Raw genomic sequence first — 16,216 nt, forward strand, 5'->3', positions numbered from 1 at the left:
TATAATCAGAAGAAAAACAAGGCAAAAATGTAACTAGTTTTTACCTTGTTTTTTCTGTATAATGGGAAAAATGAGTAAACGAAGAGGTATAACAATGCTAAAATTTCCAAAGGATTTTGTTTGGGGTTCCTCCACTTCTGGACCACAGACAGAAGGACGAGTGCCAGATGATGGCAAGGGAGATAATCTCTGGGATTATTGGTATCAGGTGGAGCCAAACCGCTACTACAATGGGATTGGACCCGACAAAACATCGACTTTCTATGAAAACTGGGAAAAGGATATTGAGCTTCTGGTAGAGACTGGTCACACAGCCTTCCGAACTTCTATCCAGTGGTCTCGCATTTTCCCACAAGGCCGTGGAGAGGTCAATCCACAAGGGGTGGCTTTTTATCGTCAGGTCTTTGAAGCCATTAAGGCCAAGGGAATTCGTCTCTTAGTCAATCTCTATCACTTTGACCTGCCTTTTGCCCTCCAAGAAGATGGGGATGGTTGGGAAAATAAGACAACCGTCAAGGCTTATGAAGACTATGCTCGTTTTTGTTTTGAGACTTATGGTGACTTGGTGGACCAATGGATTACCTTCAATGAACCCATCGTTCCTGTAGAATTTGGTTATTTTTATGATGCCCATTATCCTCACAAGGTAGATGCTAAGGCGGCGGTTAAGGTTGCTTATCATACGCAATTGGCTAGCAGTCTTGCGGTTAAGGCCTGTCATGAGATTTTGCCTGATCCTAAGATTGGGATTGTCCTTAACTTGACACCAGCTTACCCACGTAGCCAGCACCCCGCGGATGTCAAGGCTGCTCGCATTGCGGATCTCTTCCAAGCACAATCTTTCCTAGACCCGTCTGTCTTGGGAGCTTATCCAGAAGAGTTAGTAGAGATTTTAGCAGAGCAAGATTTGCTGCCGGATTCTACAGCTGAAGAGTTGGAGCTCATTCGCGATCATACTGTGGACTTCCTTGGAGTCAACTACTACCAACCTTTGCGTGTTATGGCGCCGCGTTTTGCTAAACATCCAGACAGCCCTCTTTTGCCAGAGCATTTCTACGAACCTTATGTCATGCCGGGACGTAAAATTAATCCTCACCGCGGTTGGGAAATCTACGAGCAGGGGATTTATGATATCGCTCAAAATATCAAGAAAAATTATGGTAATATTGAGTGGATGCTGACCGAAAATGGCATGGGTGTTGAAGGGGAAGAAAAATTCCGTCAAGATGGGATGATTCAAGATGACTATCGTATTGACTTTATAAAAGGACATCTGCGTGAACTACATCGTGCGATTGAAGATGGTGCCAACTGTAAAGGCTACTTGATCTGGACTTTTATCGATTGCTGGTCATGGCTCAACAGCTATAAAAATCGCTATGGTCTGGTTGAGCTTGACTTGGAAACACAGGAACGTCGCCTGAAGAAATCAGGCCACTGGTTCAAAGAACTTAGCGACCATAATGGATTTTAAGAATAAAAAAAGTGAGATGGTGTTCATCTCACTTTTTATTACAATATCATCACCAAGGTTCCGATCGTAATCAGGATACAGCCAACAATTGTTTTAAACGTCAGGATATCTTGTAGAAAGAAAAAGGCTAGAACAAGGGTAATGACGAGACTGAATTTATCGACAGCAGATACCTCAGTCGCATTGCCCATCTGTAGGGCCTTGTAGTAGCAGAGCCAAGAGGCGCCAGTGGCTAAACCAGATAAGATGAGAAAGAGCCAACTTTTTCTACTGATGTTGACAATTTCGGTCTGACTGTTGGTCAAGAAAACCATGGCCCAGGCCATAAGAATGACGACGACTGTACGAATAGCAGTTGCTAGATTGGATGGAACTCCCTCAATCCCAATCTTAGCTAAAATTGACGTTAAGGCTGCAAAGATAGCTGATAAAAGTGCGAAGAAAAACCACATGGCAAATACCTCCTCTTTTTATTATAAGTAATTGATGCTGACTTGTCAGGTATTAAGTGAAATCTTGATAAAACACCAGATAGAAAAACTATACCAATTTTTATTCTTGACAAGTGAGAAAAACAAGTATATACTGTCTTTGCTGATTCTGTAAAAGGGAAATCAGACTATACCAATTTAAGGGGAAAGCACAGCTGGTCTGTGTCGTATATACTATGTGTGGAATTGTTGGTGTTGTTGGAAACGCAAATGCAACTGATATTTTGATTCAAGGGCTTGAAAAGCTTGAATACCGTGGCTATGATTCTGCGGGGATTTTTGTCCTAGGTGGTGCTGAAAATCATCTAGTCAAGGCTGTCGGTCGTATCGCAGAATTGTCTGCTAAGACAGCTGGTGTTGAGGGAACAACTGGTATCGGTCATACGCGTTGGGCGACTCACGGGAAACCAACGGAAGACAATGCTCACCCACACCGCTCTGAGACTGGACGTTTTGTCTTGGTGCACAATGGAGTGATTGAAAACTACCTTGAAATCAAGGAAGAATACCTTGCAGGTCACCACTTCAAGGGGCAAACCGATACGGAAATCGCTGTTCACTTGATTGGGAAATTTGTTGAAGAAGATGGTCTTTCAGTTCTTGAAGCCTTCAAAAAAGCCCTTCACATCATTCGTGGTTCTTATGCCTTTGCCTTGATTGACTCTGAAAATCCAGATGTCATCTATGTTGCTAAGAACAAATCTCCACTTTTGATTGGTCTTGGAGAAGGTTATAATATGGTCTGCTCAGATGCTATGGCTATGATTCGTGAGACCAATCAATACATGGAAATTCATGACCAAGAGTTGGTAATCGTCAAGGCTGATAGCGTCGAAGTGCAAGACTATGATGGCAATCGCCGTGAGCGTGCTAGCTATACTGCTGAGCTTGACTTGTCAGATATCGGTAAGGGAACTTACCCTTACTACATGCTCAAGGAAATCGACGAGCAACCAACAGTTATGCGTAAGCTCATCCAAGCCTACACAGATGAGGCTGGTCAAGTAGTCGTAGACCCAGCTATCATCAAGGCTGTTCAAGATGCAGACCGCATCTACATCCTTGCAGCTGGAACATCTTACCATGCAGGATTTGCTTCTAAGAAGATGCTAGAAGAATTGACAGATACGCCAGTTGAACTTGGAATCTCATCTGAGTGGGGCTATGGTATGCCACTTATCAGCAAGAAACCGCTCTTCATCTTTATCAGCCAGTCTGGTGAAACAGCGGATAGCCGTCAAGTTTTGGTCAAGGCTAATGAAATGGGTATCCCAAGCTTGACAGTGACAAACGTGCCAGGTTCAACTCTTTCTCGTGAAGCTAACCATACTATGCTTCTTCACGCGGGTCCTGAAATTGCTGTGGCATCAACCAAGGCCTATACAGCGCAAATCGCAGCCCTTGCTTTCCTTGCAAAAGCAGTCGGAGAAGCAAACGGCAATGCCAAAGCGAAAGCCTTTGACCTGGTTCATGAGTTGTCAATCGTAGCTCAGTCTATCGAATCAACTCTTTCAGAAAAAGAAACCATTGATGCCAAGGTTCGTGACCTTCTTGAAACCACTCGCAATGCCTTTTACATCGGACGTGGTCAAGACTACTATGTAGCCATGGAAGCCAGTCTCAAGCTTAAAGAGATTTCTTACATCCAATGTGAAGGCTTTGCGGCAGGAGAACTCAAGCACGGAACCATTGCCTTGATTGAAGAGGGGACACCTGTCTTGGCCCTCTTGTCAGACCCAGTCCTTGCCAACCATACTCGTGGAAATATCCAAGAGGTCGCAGCCCGTGGCGCCAAGGTTCTCACTATCGCAGAGGAAAATGTTGCTAAAGATACAGACGATATTGTCCTTACGACCGTCCACCCTTACCTCTCACCAATCTCAATGGTCGTACCAACACAATTGGTCGCTTACTTTGCGACCCTGCACCGTGGTCTTGATGTGGACAAACCTCGTAATCTTGCCAAGTCGGTAACAGTAGAATAAACTAAGAAAGTCTAGTTCATCTAGACTTTTTATAATGAGCAAATTTATTGAAAATAAAACTAATTAGTGATAAAATACCCTAAAACTAAAAGAGATAGCGAGGAAACAGGATGGTAGAATTAGGAATTTCAACATTTGGTGAAACAACAGCTCTAGAAGCGACCGGGCAGATTTACAGTCATGATGAACGCATTCGTCAGTTGGTGGCAGAAATTGAGTTGGCTGATAAGGTTGGTTTGGATGTGTACGGGATTGGGGAGCATCATCGGGAGGACTTTGCGGTATCGGCGCCAGAGATTGTCCTTGCAGCTGGTGCTGTTAATACCAAGAAGATTCGTTTGACTAGTGCGGTCAGCATTCTCTCGAGTATGGATCCGATTCGCTTGTTCCAACAATATGCCACCATTGATGCGGTGTCAAATGGACGTGTAGAGATTATGGCAGGGCGTGGTTCATTCACCGAGTCTTTCCCACTGTTTGGCTATGACTTGAAAGACTATGAAGCTCTCTTTGATGAAAAGTTAGATCTGCTTCAGATGGCAAATGAAAGCACCAAAGTGAACTGGCAGGGGCAATTGACCCAAAGCATTGCTGGAAAAGAAGTCTATCCCCGTCCAGTTCAGGACAAATTGCCATTGTGGGTGGCGACAGGTGGCCATGTCGAATCAACAGTGAAGATTGCTCGGGCAGGGCTGCCGATTGTCTATGCCATTATCGGTGGTAATCCGCGTTATTTTAAAAAGCTGATTCAAGCTTATCGTGAGATTGGTAGGGAAGCCGGTCATGCGGATAAAGACCTGAAAGTGGGGGCTCATTCTTGGGGCTGGATTGCTGAAGATGGCGAGCAGGCTGTCAAAGATTATTTCCATCCGACCAAGCAAGTGGTGGATGCGATTTCTAAGGACCGTCCACACTGGCAGGAGTTGACCTATGAGCAATATTTGGAGCAAGTTGGTCCAAATGGTGCCATGTTTGTGGGAAATCCAGACCAGGTCGCAGAAAAATTGATTCGCATGATTGAGGATTTAGGTTTGGACCGTTTCATGCTCCATCTACCGCTTGGTTCTATGCCTCATGATCAAGTTCTGAGAGCTATTGAACTCTTCGGCACACAAGTGGCGCCGAAAATACGTGCTTACTTTTCTATGAAAGAGGAGTTATAAAAAAATTCAATCAGTTGAGTCGATTGGTGAGGAACACCCATGGATTCAGCAACAGGTGGAAGTGGTACAAGCGATAGAGCATACTATCTAGCGGAATATATACTAGTTTATACCAAGTACAAGATAAAATAGTAAAAAAGACGATTTCCGCTTGGAAGTCGTCTTTTTTCGCTATTCTCGCAAATACGATATCTTGTGGTTGGTGTAAACTGGTAGATAGCTCCCTTATTTTATTTATCAAAACCTTGTAAGTTTTTTTGGCGCTCTTCAGTTTGACCCTTGGCATCCAATTTATTACCATTGTAAACAGTGCTTTCCCATGATCCATACATTGGGTTAGGGAAAATGATGAATTTCTCACCAAACTCTTTTTGTAATTCCTCTAATTTTTGGTCGCGCTCAGTTTCAGAGGTCTTTGAAAACTCTGCAAAGTCCACAAGATTGTCCCCTAGTAGCATGACTAAGTTGGTTTTTTCTTGGACTGCTTGTCTACGACCTTCTTTAGATTTGACGCCTTTTTCTAAGAACATGAGATGATCGCGGCTTTGTACAGGGATTCCTTCATTTTCTAGGTTTTTGATCGTATCATCTACCTGATCTATCGTGCGGTCAGATACATAGTAAATTTGGACACCGTTTTGGTCTGCAAATTGGAGAAAGTCTTTAGCACCTGGTACAGCCTTGGCTGCGGCTTTTTTTACCCAGACATCCCAGTTTTCTGGGGTAAATGCTGTTCCGTCTTTGACATTTTGAGCTTGATAAGGACTGTTGTCTAATACTGTTTCGTCCAAGTCCAAAACGATAGAGTAGGGTTTATCTGTCTGTGTTTTAAGTAGTTCTTTCAAACGATCAGTAGCGACATTATAGCCTTGTAGATAGAGTGCCTTGGTTTCAGCTGCTTTTTGATACCAAAGAGTTGACATAGTGTTCTCTCTTGAACGCAACTGATCATAGGTCATGGTAACCTGATTATCAGATGTACTACTTTGTGTTGTCTGTGAATTTGCCGAATTTGTGCCACAGCCAGTCAGTAAAATGACGGAAGCAAGTGTAGAAGCAATTGTAATGGTAACTTTGGATATTTTCATAATCCCATCCTCCTAATAATAGTCTATTAATATTGTAGCGTTTTCATGGGATTTGTGCAAGGAAATATCGAGAGAAAAGAAATTTTTCAGTAGTAATTCGGTATTAGGATAAAATTATGTACTTAATTTGGGAATGAAGTTGTATATAAAAAAATTCAATCGGCTTGATAGAAAATCTATATCAGTTCCTTTTTGAAAAATAGATAAAAATAAAGAGAATCTTTGAAAGGCTAGTAACATCAAGCTTTTCAGGGATTTTTTTCTTTATAGATATAAAAATTTCTAATCGAGTTGATAGTCAATATATATTGGGAAAAGGGGAAAAGGAGTGGTAAGATGGTTTCAATCCAAATGGAAGGAGAAAGGTATGGCAAGTAAAAGAGATCTAGTCTTTAGAGCGATTCGAGGTGATGAAGTGGAAAGAGTTCCTGTCGGATTTTGGTTTCATTTTGTAACACTCGAAGAAAAGGGGCAGGGATTAAATAATCCACGTATCTTTCAAAAGAGTGTTGATGGGCATCGCAACTATGTGGAAAGGATTCGTCCTGATTTTGTCAAAATTATGAGCGACGGTTTTTTCCTTTATCCAAGTAATGTCTATAATCCTAAGATTTTAAGCATTCAGGAGCTGACTTCTATTGAGTCGATTGGTGAGGAACACCCATGGATTCAGCAACAGGTGGAAGTGGTACAAGCGATTCGAGAGACCTTTACCGAAGAGATTGCTTCTTTCTACAATATCTTTTCACCGATCTCCTACCTCAAGCGCTGGTTTCGTACAGAAACTTCTCGAGGAGATAGGGAAGTGGCTGATCTATTACTTGAAAATCCTGAGCAATTCAGAGCGATTCTAGATGTGATTGCAGGAGATATTGCTATTCTAACTCAGAAAATCATCCAGCAAGGCGGTGTTGACGGGATTTATCTCAGCACCCAGGAAATTCAAGATGAGCGCATCACACCAGCACTCTATCAAACCTATATCGAACCGAGCAATATAGCAGGTTTGGAGGCAGCCAATCAGGTTGGTGGGACCAATATCCTCCATATCTGTGGTTTTGAAGGTGCGAGCAATGATGTGACGATATTTAAGGACTATCCAGCGCAAGTTGTCAACTGGGCGACCCACCATGAGGATGTTAGTTTGACACAGGGTCAGGAGTTGTTTCGAGGCAAGGCTGTTTTAGGTGGATTTGAAAATGGCAAGAAAAGCTTGCTTTATCAAGGTTCCAAGGCGGAATTGCAAAATGAAACAAGGCGGTTGCTGGCTGAAGCGGGTAGTAAAGGTATTCTTCTGGGAGCTGACTGTACTGTTCCAGATGACTTTGACTTAGAGAGATTGGACTGGATTCGGCAGGCAGCGGTTCTCTAAAAGGAGGAGCTATGAAAAGTAAAAGATGGGGCATCTTCATTGCAGTTGTCGGTTTGCTGGCCTTGATCGCCATAAGTGTCGTAAAAAATGGGCACTGCAAAAATGGAGAGAGATGTCGTGGAGTTCAGGATTTTTCCAAGTCCAGTCTCCCCTTTCTACGCTCGAATGATATCGCAAGCAGTTTATTAGTTGAAAAAGTAAGAAATGGAGAATAAGAATGTCAGAAAAAAAAGAATGGGTTTTAAAAGCATTTAGAGGTGAAAAGGTTGATCGTGTGCCAGTTGGTTTTTGGCACCATTTCACATCCGAAGACGAATGGCTACACGGTTTCTCAAATCCAGCCATTATCGAGAAGAATATCGAGGGCCATAAACGCTTTATCCGAGAAGTTCAGCCGGACTTTATCAAACTCATGAGTGATGGCTACTTTGCTTATCTAAATCCAGCGATTGCCAAAGGAAAATCACTTCAAGAATTGGCGACCATTCAACCACTCGGACCAGATCACGCTTGGATAAAAGAGCAGGTGGACTTGGTTCAGAAAATCAAGCAAGAGTTCACAGAAGATATCGTTGCGATTTACAATATTTTTGCTCCTGTGACCTATCTCAAGTGGCTGCTGGGGGAAGTGTCTGGTGGGGATGATCTTATTGCAGATTTTTTGGTGGAAGATCCTAAAGCCCTGAAGAAGGTGTTGGATGTGATTGCAGAAGATATTGCTAGTCTCAGCCGAGCTGTCATCGAAGAGGCTGGTGCAGATGGGATCTATCTCAGCGTGCAAAGCATCCAAGATCAACGAGTGTCGGCAGCAGATTATCAAGTTGCCATTGCACCTAGCGAGATAACTATTCTAGAAGCGGCTAGTGCTGTTGGTGGCGTCACTGTTCTTCATATCTGTGGCTACGAGGGGGCGCGAAATGATATTCATCTTTTTGCAGATTATCCAGCCCAAGTCTTTAACTGGGCTGTAGGACCAGAGGGAATCACTCTCAAGGAAGGTCGTGAGATTTTCAAGGGACGTACGGTTCTTGGAGGATTCGAAAATGGCAAAACAGGCTTGCTGTATACTGGTAGCAAGGATGCCATTCAGGCTGAGGCAAAGAAACTAGTTGCAGAAGCTGGGGAACAGGGCTTGGTACTTGGGGCAGATTGTACCATTCCAAGTGATATCGCAGTTGAACGTATCCAGTGGGTGAGAGAAGCGCTTGAAAACTAAAGGAGAAAAAAATGAGTAAAAAAGCATGGATTATCGGTGGTGTAGCAGTTGTTGCAGTAATTGGGGCAACGATTATCGGGAGAAGTTTAGCTGGCGCTCCAGCCAAGGAGGGAGAAACGGCTTCGTCTGCTGAAGTCATAACCTTGAAGGTTGCCCATACACAAAACTATGTGCCATATGATTTTGTCAATGAAAAAGGGGAATCAGATGGTTATGAAGTAGCTGTTTTGAAGGCTGTTGATGAGAAGTTGGCAAACTATAAATTTGAATATACGGGTACCAGTGATGACGACCTCTTGATTGGTCTGGAATCAGGTAAGTATGACATTGGAACCAAGGGAGCTTGGTACACAGATGAACGAGCTAAAAAGTTTGTCATTCCATCTGAACCAGTCGGAGCGAGCATCATCGGATTTACTGTCAGAAAAGAAGATGAACAGAAATACAAAACCATTGATGACTTTGCTAAGAATAAAGGGAAATTGGTTCCCATCTCTCCACAGAATGCTCAATGGAATGTTATCACCAGCTATAATGAAAAACATCAGAATGCACCTATTGAGTTGACAGCAGCTGAATCTTTTAAAGTGGCAGATGCCTATGCCTGGGTCTTGGAAGGACGTTATGACGCCTTCTTTGATATCAAACTGTCCTTTGAAAAAGCAGTTACCGCAGAAGATGGCCCTTACCACCAATATGCGGACAAACTCAGCTGGTTCCCATATAAGGGCATTCCAACTTATCCCTTGATTCACCGTGATGAAAAGGGTGAGAAATTTGCTAAAGAATACGAAAAAGCAATCAAAGACTTGAAAGAAGATGGCACGCTTACTAAGCTATCTCAGCAATACTTTAAAGAAGATGTCTTTAGTTACGTAGACAAAGACTAGACCAGAAATTCCAAGACTAGAAAGGGTTTTGCATGGTTTCTTATGATTTTTCCAAGGTCTTTCAGTTTTTGCCGACCTTATGGCAGGCACTTCCTATGACCTTGTCCATTCTCTTTTTTACCACTCTTCTTGGTTCGCTTTTTGGAGGTCTCTTGGCCTGGGCACAAGTAGGAGAAGACAAGAGTTTTGCAGCGATTTCCAAAGGCTATATTTTCACCCTTCGTTGTACACCGCCGATTGTCTTGCTTTTTCTAGTCTTTTATGGCTTGCCAGAATTTCTGAAATGGTGGCTTGGTTTGGATATCAACAACTGGTCTAAAACTATTTTTGTTCTCCTGACGATGATTCTCTTGTTTGCGGCTATTGTTGCCGAGGTCTTCAAGGCGGCCTATCAAGCTATTCCAAAGGGGCAGACAGAGGCCGGGCTTAGTATTGGTTTGACTCCAAGTCAGACTTTTTGGAGAATCATTTTTCCCCAAGCTTTTCAGGTTGCTCTTCCCAATATAACGACCGCTATTCTCAATCTCATGCGGGATGCTGCCTTGGCCTATACGATTGGTTTCGTTGATGTTATGGGTGCAGGCAATCTCTTGATCAGTCGCAATTTAGGGAACTACTCGCTGGAAACCTATACGGCAGTTGCGCTTCTTTATTGGGGGATTGCCTTAGTTATTTCTAGCTTGAGTCGTTTGCTTGAGATGTCTTTGGAAACAAAAGGGAGGTAAGAAATGGATATAGACTATATTGTAAAGACCTTTCTAGAGACCTTGAAGGGTGTGCCAATCACCTTGGTTATCATGATTGTGGCTATGGTCTTAAGCTTTTTACCGGCTCTATTTTTGGCCTTGGGGCAGATTTACAAGGTTCGAGGGGTGAGGAGTTTTTCTCTGGTCTATCTGGCGTTTATCCGAGCGACTCCTCCGATTTTATTGATTCTCTTCTTTTATAGTTTGTTTCCAAGTTTGCTGAATCAATTTCTCAAAAGCATAGGAAGTGACTTTGATATTTTCAAACTTGATCCTCTCTATTATGCTTTTATCATTTATAGTTTGATGACAGTCGGGAGTTTATCGGAGATTTTGCGTTCAGCGATCTTGACGGTGGACAAGGGACAACTGGAGGCAGCGCATGCGATTGGCTTGACTACGACCCAGGCCTATCTAAGGATTGTTTTTCCTCAAGCCTTGCGCTCAGCCTTGCCTAACTTGGCCAATCTGGTGATCAATATCGTCAAAGGGACCTCCCTGGTCTTTGTTATGACTATCAAGGATATCACCGCTATTGCTCGTGTGGAAGCGTCCTATGGCTACCAGTATTTTGAGTCTTATTTTGTGATCTTTTTGCAGTATATTTTGATCTGTGGTTTGATTCAGTGGGGCTTTTCTGTATTAGAAAAAGGCTATGAGAAAAAAGAAAAGAGAGCGAAAGCATCTAGCGCGCGTTTTGTATAGGAGGACAGGATGTTACAAGTAGAACATATTGCAAAAACATTTGGTGAGAGGCAGGTGCTGGAGGATGTCAATCTCCAGGTCAACCAAGGGGATGTAGTCGTCATTTTAGGACCATCAGGTTCGGGGAAAACGACCTTTCTCCGTTGTCTCAACCACTTAGAAAAAGCTGACAGTGGCCGTTTGATCTTGGCAGGAAAGACTTATGACTTAGCCAAATTAAGCAAGAAAGACATTCTAGAAATTCGCCAAAAAACAGCCTTTGTTTTTCAACACTACAATCTTTTTGCAAATAAAACTGCTCTGGAAAATATTCTAGAAGGGCTAATCGTGGCTCGTAAAGTTCCAAAGGAAGAAGCGCTCAAACGTGCAGAATCTGCCTTGGAAAAAGTTGGTTTACTTGCTTATAAGGACTACTACCCTTCACAACTATCTGGAGGACAACAACAACGAATAGGAATTGCGCGTGCTATTGCCGTCAAGCCCGAGGTCATTTTGCTAGATGAACCAACATCTGCACTAGATCCTGAGTTGGTTGGAGATGTTTTGGATGTTCTGAAACAGTTGGCGGGAGAAGGTGTGACCATGGTGGTCGTCACGCATGAAATGGGATTTGCTAGGGATGTCGCTAACCACGTTGTTTTCATGGATGGAGGCCGTATCGTAGAGGAGAACAATCCCCACGATTTCTTTAGTCGTCCACAAGAAGAACGAACCAAGCAGTTCCTGGCTCGTATCTTATCAGATGCCACCTATAGCGTAGAATATATGATTTGATAGATAAGTGTATCATAAAAACAACACCCCATTGACTAGAAGAGTCTTCTAATCATGGGGTGTTTTCTTTATAGGAGGGCTAGGTTATATTCTTTGAAAATCTCTTTAAATCAGGTCAGCTTTGCCTTATCAACAACCTCAAAGCTGTGCTTTGAGCAGCCTGTGGCTAGCTTCCTAGTTTACCCTTTGATTTTCATTGAGTGTTAGTTCTTTTTCTTGTTTTTTATCAACCATCCAAGTCCGAGAAGGGCAAGGATGCTGAATCCAGCAAGGGCAAGGAGGGATTTGCTCTCAGTTCCTGTGTTTGGAAGGAGGTTCTGAGAGTGAGCCTCTGCAGCAGTTTCTTGAGTTTCAGGATTGGCTGCTAGGTCTTGAGCTTGGCCTTGTTCTGGTTCAACTTCCAAGCTAGAAAGATCAAATTCTGGTTTTTCTTCCACAACTGGGGCGACAATAGCACCACCTTGAGACAAGCGGAGAACAACGGCAGTGAGAGCGTTCAATTTCAAGCCTTTTTCAGTCCATTCGAGACCTTGAGGATTAGCGATTCCTACTGGTCCGGCTTGATTTTCATCTGCCAGGACTTCAGCCTTTCTCAAGTGAGCAAATGCAGTTCCTAGAGTAAATTCACGAGCCTTATCATCCGCATTGACAAAGACAGCGTAGATATCTCCATTTGGAGCAGTGATTTGGTAGCCGATGGTCACATCTTCTTTTTCAACGCCATTTTGTCCTGGAACAGTAATGAGGTGGACGCGCTCTTTGATATCTTGTAGACTCTTGAGTCGGAAGGCGTCTGTCGATTGACGAAGGGCAATCAAACCTTTCATGTAGTTACGGCTCTTGACATTTTCAGGGAAAGCTTTACCATCTGTTGCCTTGGTCCAATCAAACTTGTTGACAGCATCACTAGAGTCGTAAGAGTCATGGATAAAGTAAGGATAGACAAATGGCTTGCCGTCCTTGTCGCGCAACAAGTGAGACTTGTTTGGAACCTTATCTTCAGGAACAGGAGTCTTATAGGCTGGATCAAGGAATTGTTTGGTACGTCCATATTCCTGACCAGAGTGGATAAAGGGAGTTCCTTGAGCGGTCAAGACCATGAGGTTTCCAAGTCGCAAACGACGATGGATTTCAGCATAGTTCTCAGCCTTGCTTGGATCTTTTTTGATAGACTGGGCAATGATGTCAAAGAGGGTCAAGTTATCATGGGCTGCGATATACTGGATAACATCTCCAGGATTGTCAGCCTCAAAGTTAGTTGGTTGGGCAATCAGATTTTTAAAGATGGTATTGATATCGCGTTTGCCACCTGTGATAAAGGCAGGTTGACCTTCGTTTGGATAGCCAGACTTGAGGTTGTTGCGGATGTCGTCTGAAAAGACAGCGACAGTATCTGTTTTCTTCATCCAATCTTGGTCAGCAGGTTGTACAGGCGTATTTTCATCACCAGTATAGGTTCTCCAGCCTTCACCTAACATGATAAGATTTGGATTGAGGGCGCGTGCAGCTTTGTACGCTTCTTCGATAGAAGCCGCATCGTGGTCACCCATCATATCAAAGCGGAAACCATCTACTTTGTAAGTTTCAACCAGATACTTGATAGAGTCTACCAAGACACGTTTAGACATGTAGTGGGTAGTTCCCAAACGACCGCCACCGAAGCTAGTACGTGGAGTTCCGTCTGCGTCCATAAAGTGATAGTAGTTTGGCTCAATATCCTCAAAAATGTCAACCTTGGCAGTATGGTTGTAGACCACATCCAAGATAGCCCCCATGCCACGTTTGTGGATTTCGTTGATGAGGTTTTTGAATTCTGCGATACGTTTTTCTGGATCCTTAGGATCGCTTGAGTACATACCAGTCAAGGAGAAGTAGTTTTGAGGGTCATATCCCCAGTTGTAGTTGCTGTTGCTTGAAGCGTAGGCAGACAAACGTCCTTGGTTCTTCAATTCATTGACAAAGTAGTAAGACAAGACTGGAAGGAGCTGGATGTGGGTCACACCCAAGTCTTTGAGATAGTCCAATTTTTCTATAAAGGCTTCAAAGGTACCAAATGGCTTGGTCAAGTCTTTTGCGATGGCAGGATCCGAAGTGAAGTCACGTACATGAGCTTCATAGATGACGGCATCTTCACGCGATTTGAAGTTGCGAATCTTCCCATAGGTCAAGTCTCGCGGTCCTAGTTTGGATGGGTCGACAAAGGCAGCTTTAGCGACCTTATGAGCGACATCTGTTTTTGCTAGGTCACTGTTCCAAGCTGCTAGTGACTTGGCATAAGGGTCAAGAACGAGAACGGTTTTACCTTGGCGCTCGATCTGGTAGTGGTAGTAGTAGCCAGTATAGTTGCTGATACCGAGACCAGAGTTTGTGTCCAGAGTTTGTTTCCAGGTTCCTTTTTCTCCTTTTTCAAGGGCGACAGTTCCGACTACCTTTTCAGGGTCTTTCTTGTCATAGACGACAACGGAAACCTTATCAGCACTTGGAGACCAGAGGGTGAGATCAACACGCTTGCCATCTTCTTTTAGAGTTGCGCCGAGTGGACCGTCGTAACTGTAGGACTCATCCTTGAGGCGCCAGCTTGAACGTGTGGTAAATCGGTCTGAATTGTAGCTGACAGTGTACGGGTGTTGAGTGTCAGAGAAGTCGCCGATATAGGTCGCTTTTTTACCTGCCTCATCCACTTCCACGTCTGTGATATCTACTTTATTCCCTTGGTAATCAGTGATGCTGGAGTGTTTGAGGATATCGTCTTTCTTAGCTCCAACTAGGGTAGAAAAGCTGCTTTCGATACGAGACTTAGCCACGTGTTGGGCACCAGTCATGCGGATATCGTGCACATAGTAGGGGTTAGTGTAGATGGTTTCGTCATCATCTTTGAGGAAAATCTGACTGTGATTTTTTAGATCAGTGAATTTATAATCTTCTTTTCTGATTTTCACATCATCGCCTTTCTTGCTTTCGTCTAGTAATAAAAATCCAAATTCTCTCGCAGCTTCATTGAGTGGGATATCAATGTAACGGCCATATTTTCCAGTTGCGGTAAAGTCAGTACCGTCAGGCCATTCTCCGCTGCTTGGGTTTTTAACATCGCCCCAATACCAAAGAGATTTTTTGTCATAGTTCCCGTCGGTACGGTAGTAGTTGACACGGACAGTTCCCGCTGGCTGAGGACGATAGTTGTATACCTTGTAGTTTTCATCTAGCCAGGCCTCATTCATTTTTGGAGAGAGGCGCTCTACTGAACGGTCCCCTGTCAGGTTATCCCCTTTGGTATTGTTGATAAGGAAGCTGACTTTCTTGGCTTGCTCATTTTTGAGTTTGACATCTAGATAATAGCCATAGTCATCTTTCTTGGCATCCTTAAAGGACTTGGCACCATTGGGCCAGTTTTCAGACGGCTTTTCAACATCATCCCAAGTCCAAAGACCTTGAGATTCTTTGTTTTCTTCAGGGAGTTTTTTTACATGGATGCGGAAGTGGTTGTCTGCGATGGGTTCTTCAGAGGATGTATCAGCTTGTGGTTTTTGATCTGAAGTTGGTGTCGAAGTGCTGGCATTTACTTTCTCTTCCTTGCTGTTAGCTTGGCTTGTAGTAGCATTTTCTGTTTTAGGTGTTTCTGGTGCTGTAGTAGTTTCCGCAGCTGGAGCTTCCTTTTTAGAATTGAGGGAAGCGTTTGCATTCTTTTGTTCAGAAATAGGCGTTTCCTTTTGAGTTTGACTCGTTTCAGTCTCAGTAGGGGCCTTGGTCACAGCGCTGGTATTTTCCTGAGTTTGAGGAAGGTTTTCGTTAGCCGAAATAGTTGGCATTGCAGCAGAAAGCAGGATAATGCTTGCACCAATAAGGACAGAACCAGTTCCGTTCTTCAAGGAACGGATACCGTAAATCATTTTTTTCTCAGTTTGAGATGGGATCTTTTTCATCACAATTCTCCTTGTGTAGTTGTTCCTTATCAGTATAGCACGAGGTAAACATTAGTGCAAGCGTTTTCCTAATTTTTGAGAGAAAATATAATGCTTCATTCTCTTAAAATTTTAAAATAATATATAGGAAAAGATTGTTTAAAAAATAGTAAAAAAACCTTGAAAAGTCTAGCTAAATAAGGTATAATATGAATAATCATTTGTCGTAGGTTTTGTCTGAAATATTGTCCAGACAAGGCTCACAGCAGTTAAATCTTCTGAAAAAGTCAGATTTAGCTGCTCTTTTTGTGCTTTTTTTCAGGTTTTCGAGTGTTTGTAACAAAGATTTAAAGATTCTGAAAATTCGTCAAAGGGACACGGTGATAGGGGTTTTAAAAACCATATGACGATTA

The 16,216-nt window shown here is 43.1% G+C and carries 13 protein-coding genes; 10 read left to right on the forward strand and 3 right to left on the reverse strand.

What is annotated here, in order from left to right; all coding sequences use genetic code 11:
- Positions 1-94 precede the first annotated feature (94 nt).
- Complete coding sequence (locus tag EKB01_RS04755) at positions 95-1,474, forward strand: glycoside hydrolase family 1 protein (RefSeq protein ID WP_084939376.1); 1,380 nt, start codon at positions 95-97, stop codon at positions 1,472-1,474.
- A 38-nt stretch (positions 1,475-1,512) separates the two neighbouring features.
- Here EKB01_RS04755 and EKB01_RS04760 read toward each other — a convergent pair whose 3' ends face one another.
- On the reverse strand, positions 1,513-1,926 hold the full coding sequence (locus EKB01_RS04760) for an EamA family transporter (RefSeq protein ID WP_000264207.1): 414 nt from the start codon (positions 1,924-1,926) through the stop codon (positions 1,513-1,515).
- 215 nt (positions 1,927-2,141) lie between these two features.
- On the opposite strand from EKB01_RS04760, the gene glmS reads away from it, so the two are divergent.
- Positions 2,142-3,950 (forward strand): glutamine--fructose-6-phosphate transaminase (isomerizing), encoded by a 1,809-nt coding sequence (gene glmS, locus EKB01_RS04765; protein ID WP_167265828.1) that lies wholly within the window; start codon positions 2,142-2,144, stop codon positions 3,948-3,950.
- 110 nt (positions 3,951-4,060) lie between these two features.
- Positions 4,061-5,113, forward strand: coding sequence for an LLM class flavin-dependent oxidoreductase (locus EKB01_RS04770; RefSeq protein ID WP_167265830.1), 1,053 nt, complete (start codon positions 4,061-4,063; stop codon positions 5,111-5,113).
- A gap of 230 nt (positions 5,114-5,343) precedes the next feature.
- On the opposite strand, the gene EKB01_RS04775 is transcribed toward EKB01_RS04770, so the two are convergent.
- Positions 5,344-6,201, reverse strand: a complete 858-nt coding sequence (locus tag EKB01_RS04775; RefSeq protein WP_000703383.1) for a 5'-nucleotidase, lipoprotein e(P4) family — start codon at positions 6,199-6,201, stop codon at positions 5,344-5,346.
- A gap of 367 nt (positions 6,202-6,568) precedes the next feature.
- Between EKB01_RS04775 and EKB01_RS04780 the strand changes: the two genes are divergently transcribed.
- From EKB01_RS04780 to EKB01_RS04810, 7 genes are read left to right on the forward strand one after another with little or no spacing between them, the layout of a single operon-like run.
- Positions 6,569-7,573 (forward strand): uroporphyrinogen decarboxylase family protein, encoded by a 1,005-nt coding sequence (locus EKB01_RS04780; RefSeq protein WP_208288062.1) that lies wholly within the window; start codon positions 6,569-6,571, stop codon positions 7,571-7,573.
- 11 nt (positions 7,574-7,584) lie between these two features.
- Positions 7,585-7,788, forward strand: coding sequence for a hypothetical protein (locus tag EKB01_RS04785; protein ID WP_000837735.1), 204 nt, complete (start codon positions 7,585-7,587; stop codon positions 7,786-7,788).
- Positions 7,789-7,790: 2 nt separating this feature from the next.
- Positions 7,791-8,789, forward strand: a complete 999-nt coding sequence (locus EKB01_RS04790; protein ID WP_167265834.1) for a uroporphyrinogen decarboxylase family protein — start codon at positions 7,791-7,793, stop codon at positions 8,787-8,789.
- An 11-nt stretch (positions 8,790-8,800) separates the two neighbouring features.
- Complete coding sequence (locus tag EKB01_RS04795) at positions 8,801-9,679, forward strand: transporter substrate-binding domain-containing protein (RefSeq protein WP_167265836.1); 879 nt, start codon at positions 8,801-8,803, stop codon at positions 9,677-9,679.
- A 32-nt stretch (positions 9,680-9,711) separates the two neighbouring features.
- Positions 9,712-10,404 (forward strand): amino acid ABC transporter permease, encoded by a 693-nt coding sequence (locus EKB01_RS04800; RefSeq protein ID WP_125425088.1) that lies wholly within the window; start codon positions 9,712-9,714, stop codon positions 10,402-10,404.
- A gap of 3 nt (positions 10,405-10,407) precedes the next feature.
- On the forward strand, positions 10,408-11,130 hold the full coding sequence (locus EKB01_RS04805) for an amino acid ABC transporter permease (protein ID WP_167265838.1): 723 nt from the start codon (positions 10,408-10,410) through the stop codon (positions 11,128-11,130).
- A 9-nt stretch (positions 11,131-11,139) separates the two neighbouring features.
- Positions 11,140-11,904, forward strand: coding sequence for an amino acid ABC transporter ATP-binding protein (locus EKB01_RS04810; protein WP_167265840.1), 765 nt, complete (start codon positions 11,140-11,142; stop codon positions 11,902-11,904).
- A gap of 203 nt (positions 11,905-12,107) precedes the next feature.
- Here the strand turns inward: EKB01_RS04810 and EKB01_RS04815 are convergent, their stop codons facing one another.
- Complete coding sequence (locus tag EKB01_RS04815) at positions 12,108-15,824, reverse strand: pullulanase (protein WP_167265842.1); 3,717 nt, start codon at positions 15,822-15,824, stop codon at positions 12,108-12,110.
- Positions 15,825-16,216 lie beyond the last annotated feature (392 nt).

Source organism: Streptococcus sp. CCUG 71758 (assembly GCF_011714815.1).
GTDB lineage: Bacteria > Bacillota > Bacilli > Lactobacillales > Streptococcaceae > Streptococcus > Streptococcus halitosis.

Bases quoted from the DNA above. Each gene is read 5' to 3' on its own strand.
- EKB01_RS04755 (WP_084939376.1), top strand. From the start codon at position 95: ATGCTAAAATTTCCAAAGGATTTTGTTTGGGGTTCCTCCACTTCTGGA.
- EKB01_RS04760 (WP_000264207.1), bottom strand. From the start codon at position 1,926: ATGTGGTTTTTCTTCGCACTTTTATCAGCTATCTTTGCAGCCTTAACG.
- glmS (WP_167265828.1), top strand. From the start codon at position 2,142: ATGTGTGGAATTGTTGGTGTTGTTGGAAACGCAAATGCAACTGATATT.
- EKB01_RS04770 (WP_167265830.1), top strand. From the start codon at position 4,061: ATGGTAGAATTAGGAATTTCAACATTTGGTGAAACAACAGCTCTAGAA.
- EKB01_RS04775 (WP_000703383.1), bottom strand. From the start codon at position 6,201: ATGAAAATATCCAAAGTTACCATTACAATTGCTTCTACACTTGCTTCC.
- EKB01_RS04780 (WP_208288062.1), top strand. From the start codon at position 6,569: ATGGCAAGTAAAAGAGATCTAGTCTTTAGAGCGATTCGAGGTGATGAA.
- EKB01_RS04785 (WP_000837735.1), top strand. From the start codon at position 7,585: ATGAAAAGTAAAAGATGGGGCATCTTCATTGCAGTTGTCGGTTTGCTG.
- EKB01_RS04790 (WP_167265834.1), top strand. From the start codon at position 7,791: ATGTCAGAAAAAAAAGAATGGGTTTTAAAAGCATTTAGAGGTGAAAAG.
- EKB01_RS04795 (WP_167265836.1), top strand. From the start codon at position 8,801: ATGAGTAAAAAAGCATGGATTATCGGTGGTGTAGCAGTTGTTGCAGTA.
- EKB01_RS04800 (WP_125425088.1), top strand. From the start codon at position 9,712: ATGGTTTCTTATGATTTTTCCAAGGTCTTTCAGTTTTTGCCGACCTTA.
- EKB01_RS04805 (WP_167265838.1), top strand. From the start codon at position 10,408: ATGGATATAGACTATATTGTAAAGACCTTTCTAGAGACCTTGAAGGGT.
- EKB01_RS04810 (WP_167265840.1), top strand. From the start codon at position 11,140: ATGTTACAAGTAGAACATATTGCAAAAACATTTGGTGAGAGGCAGGTG.
- EKB01_RS04815 (WP_167265842.1), bottom strand. From the start codon at position 15,824: ATGAAAAAGATCCCATCTCAAACTGAGAAAAAAATGATTTACGGTATC.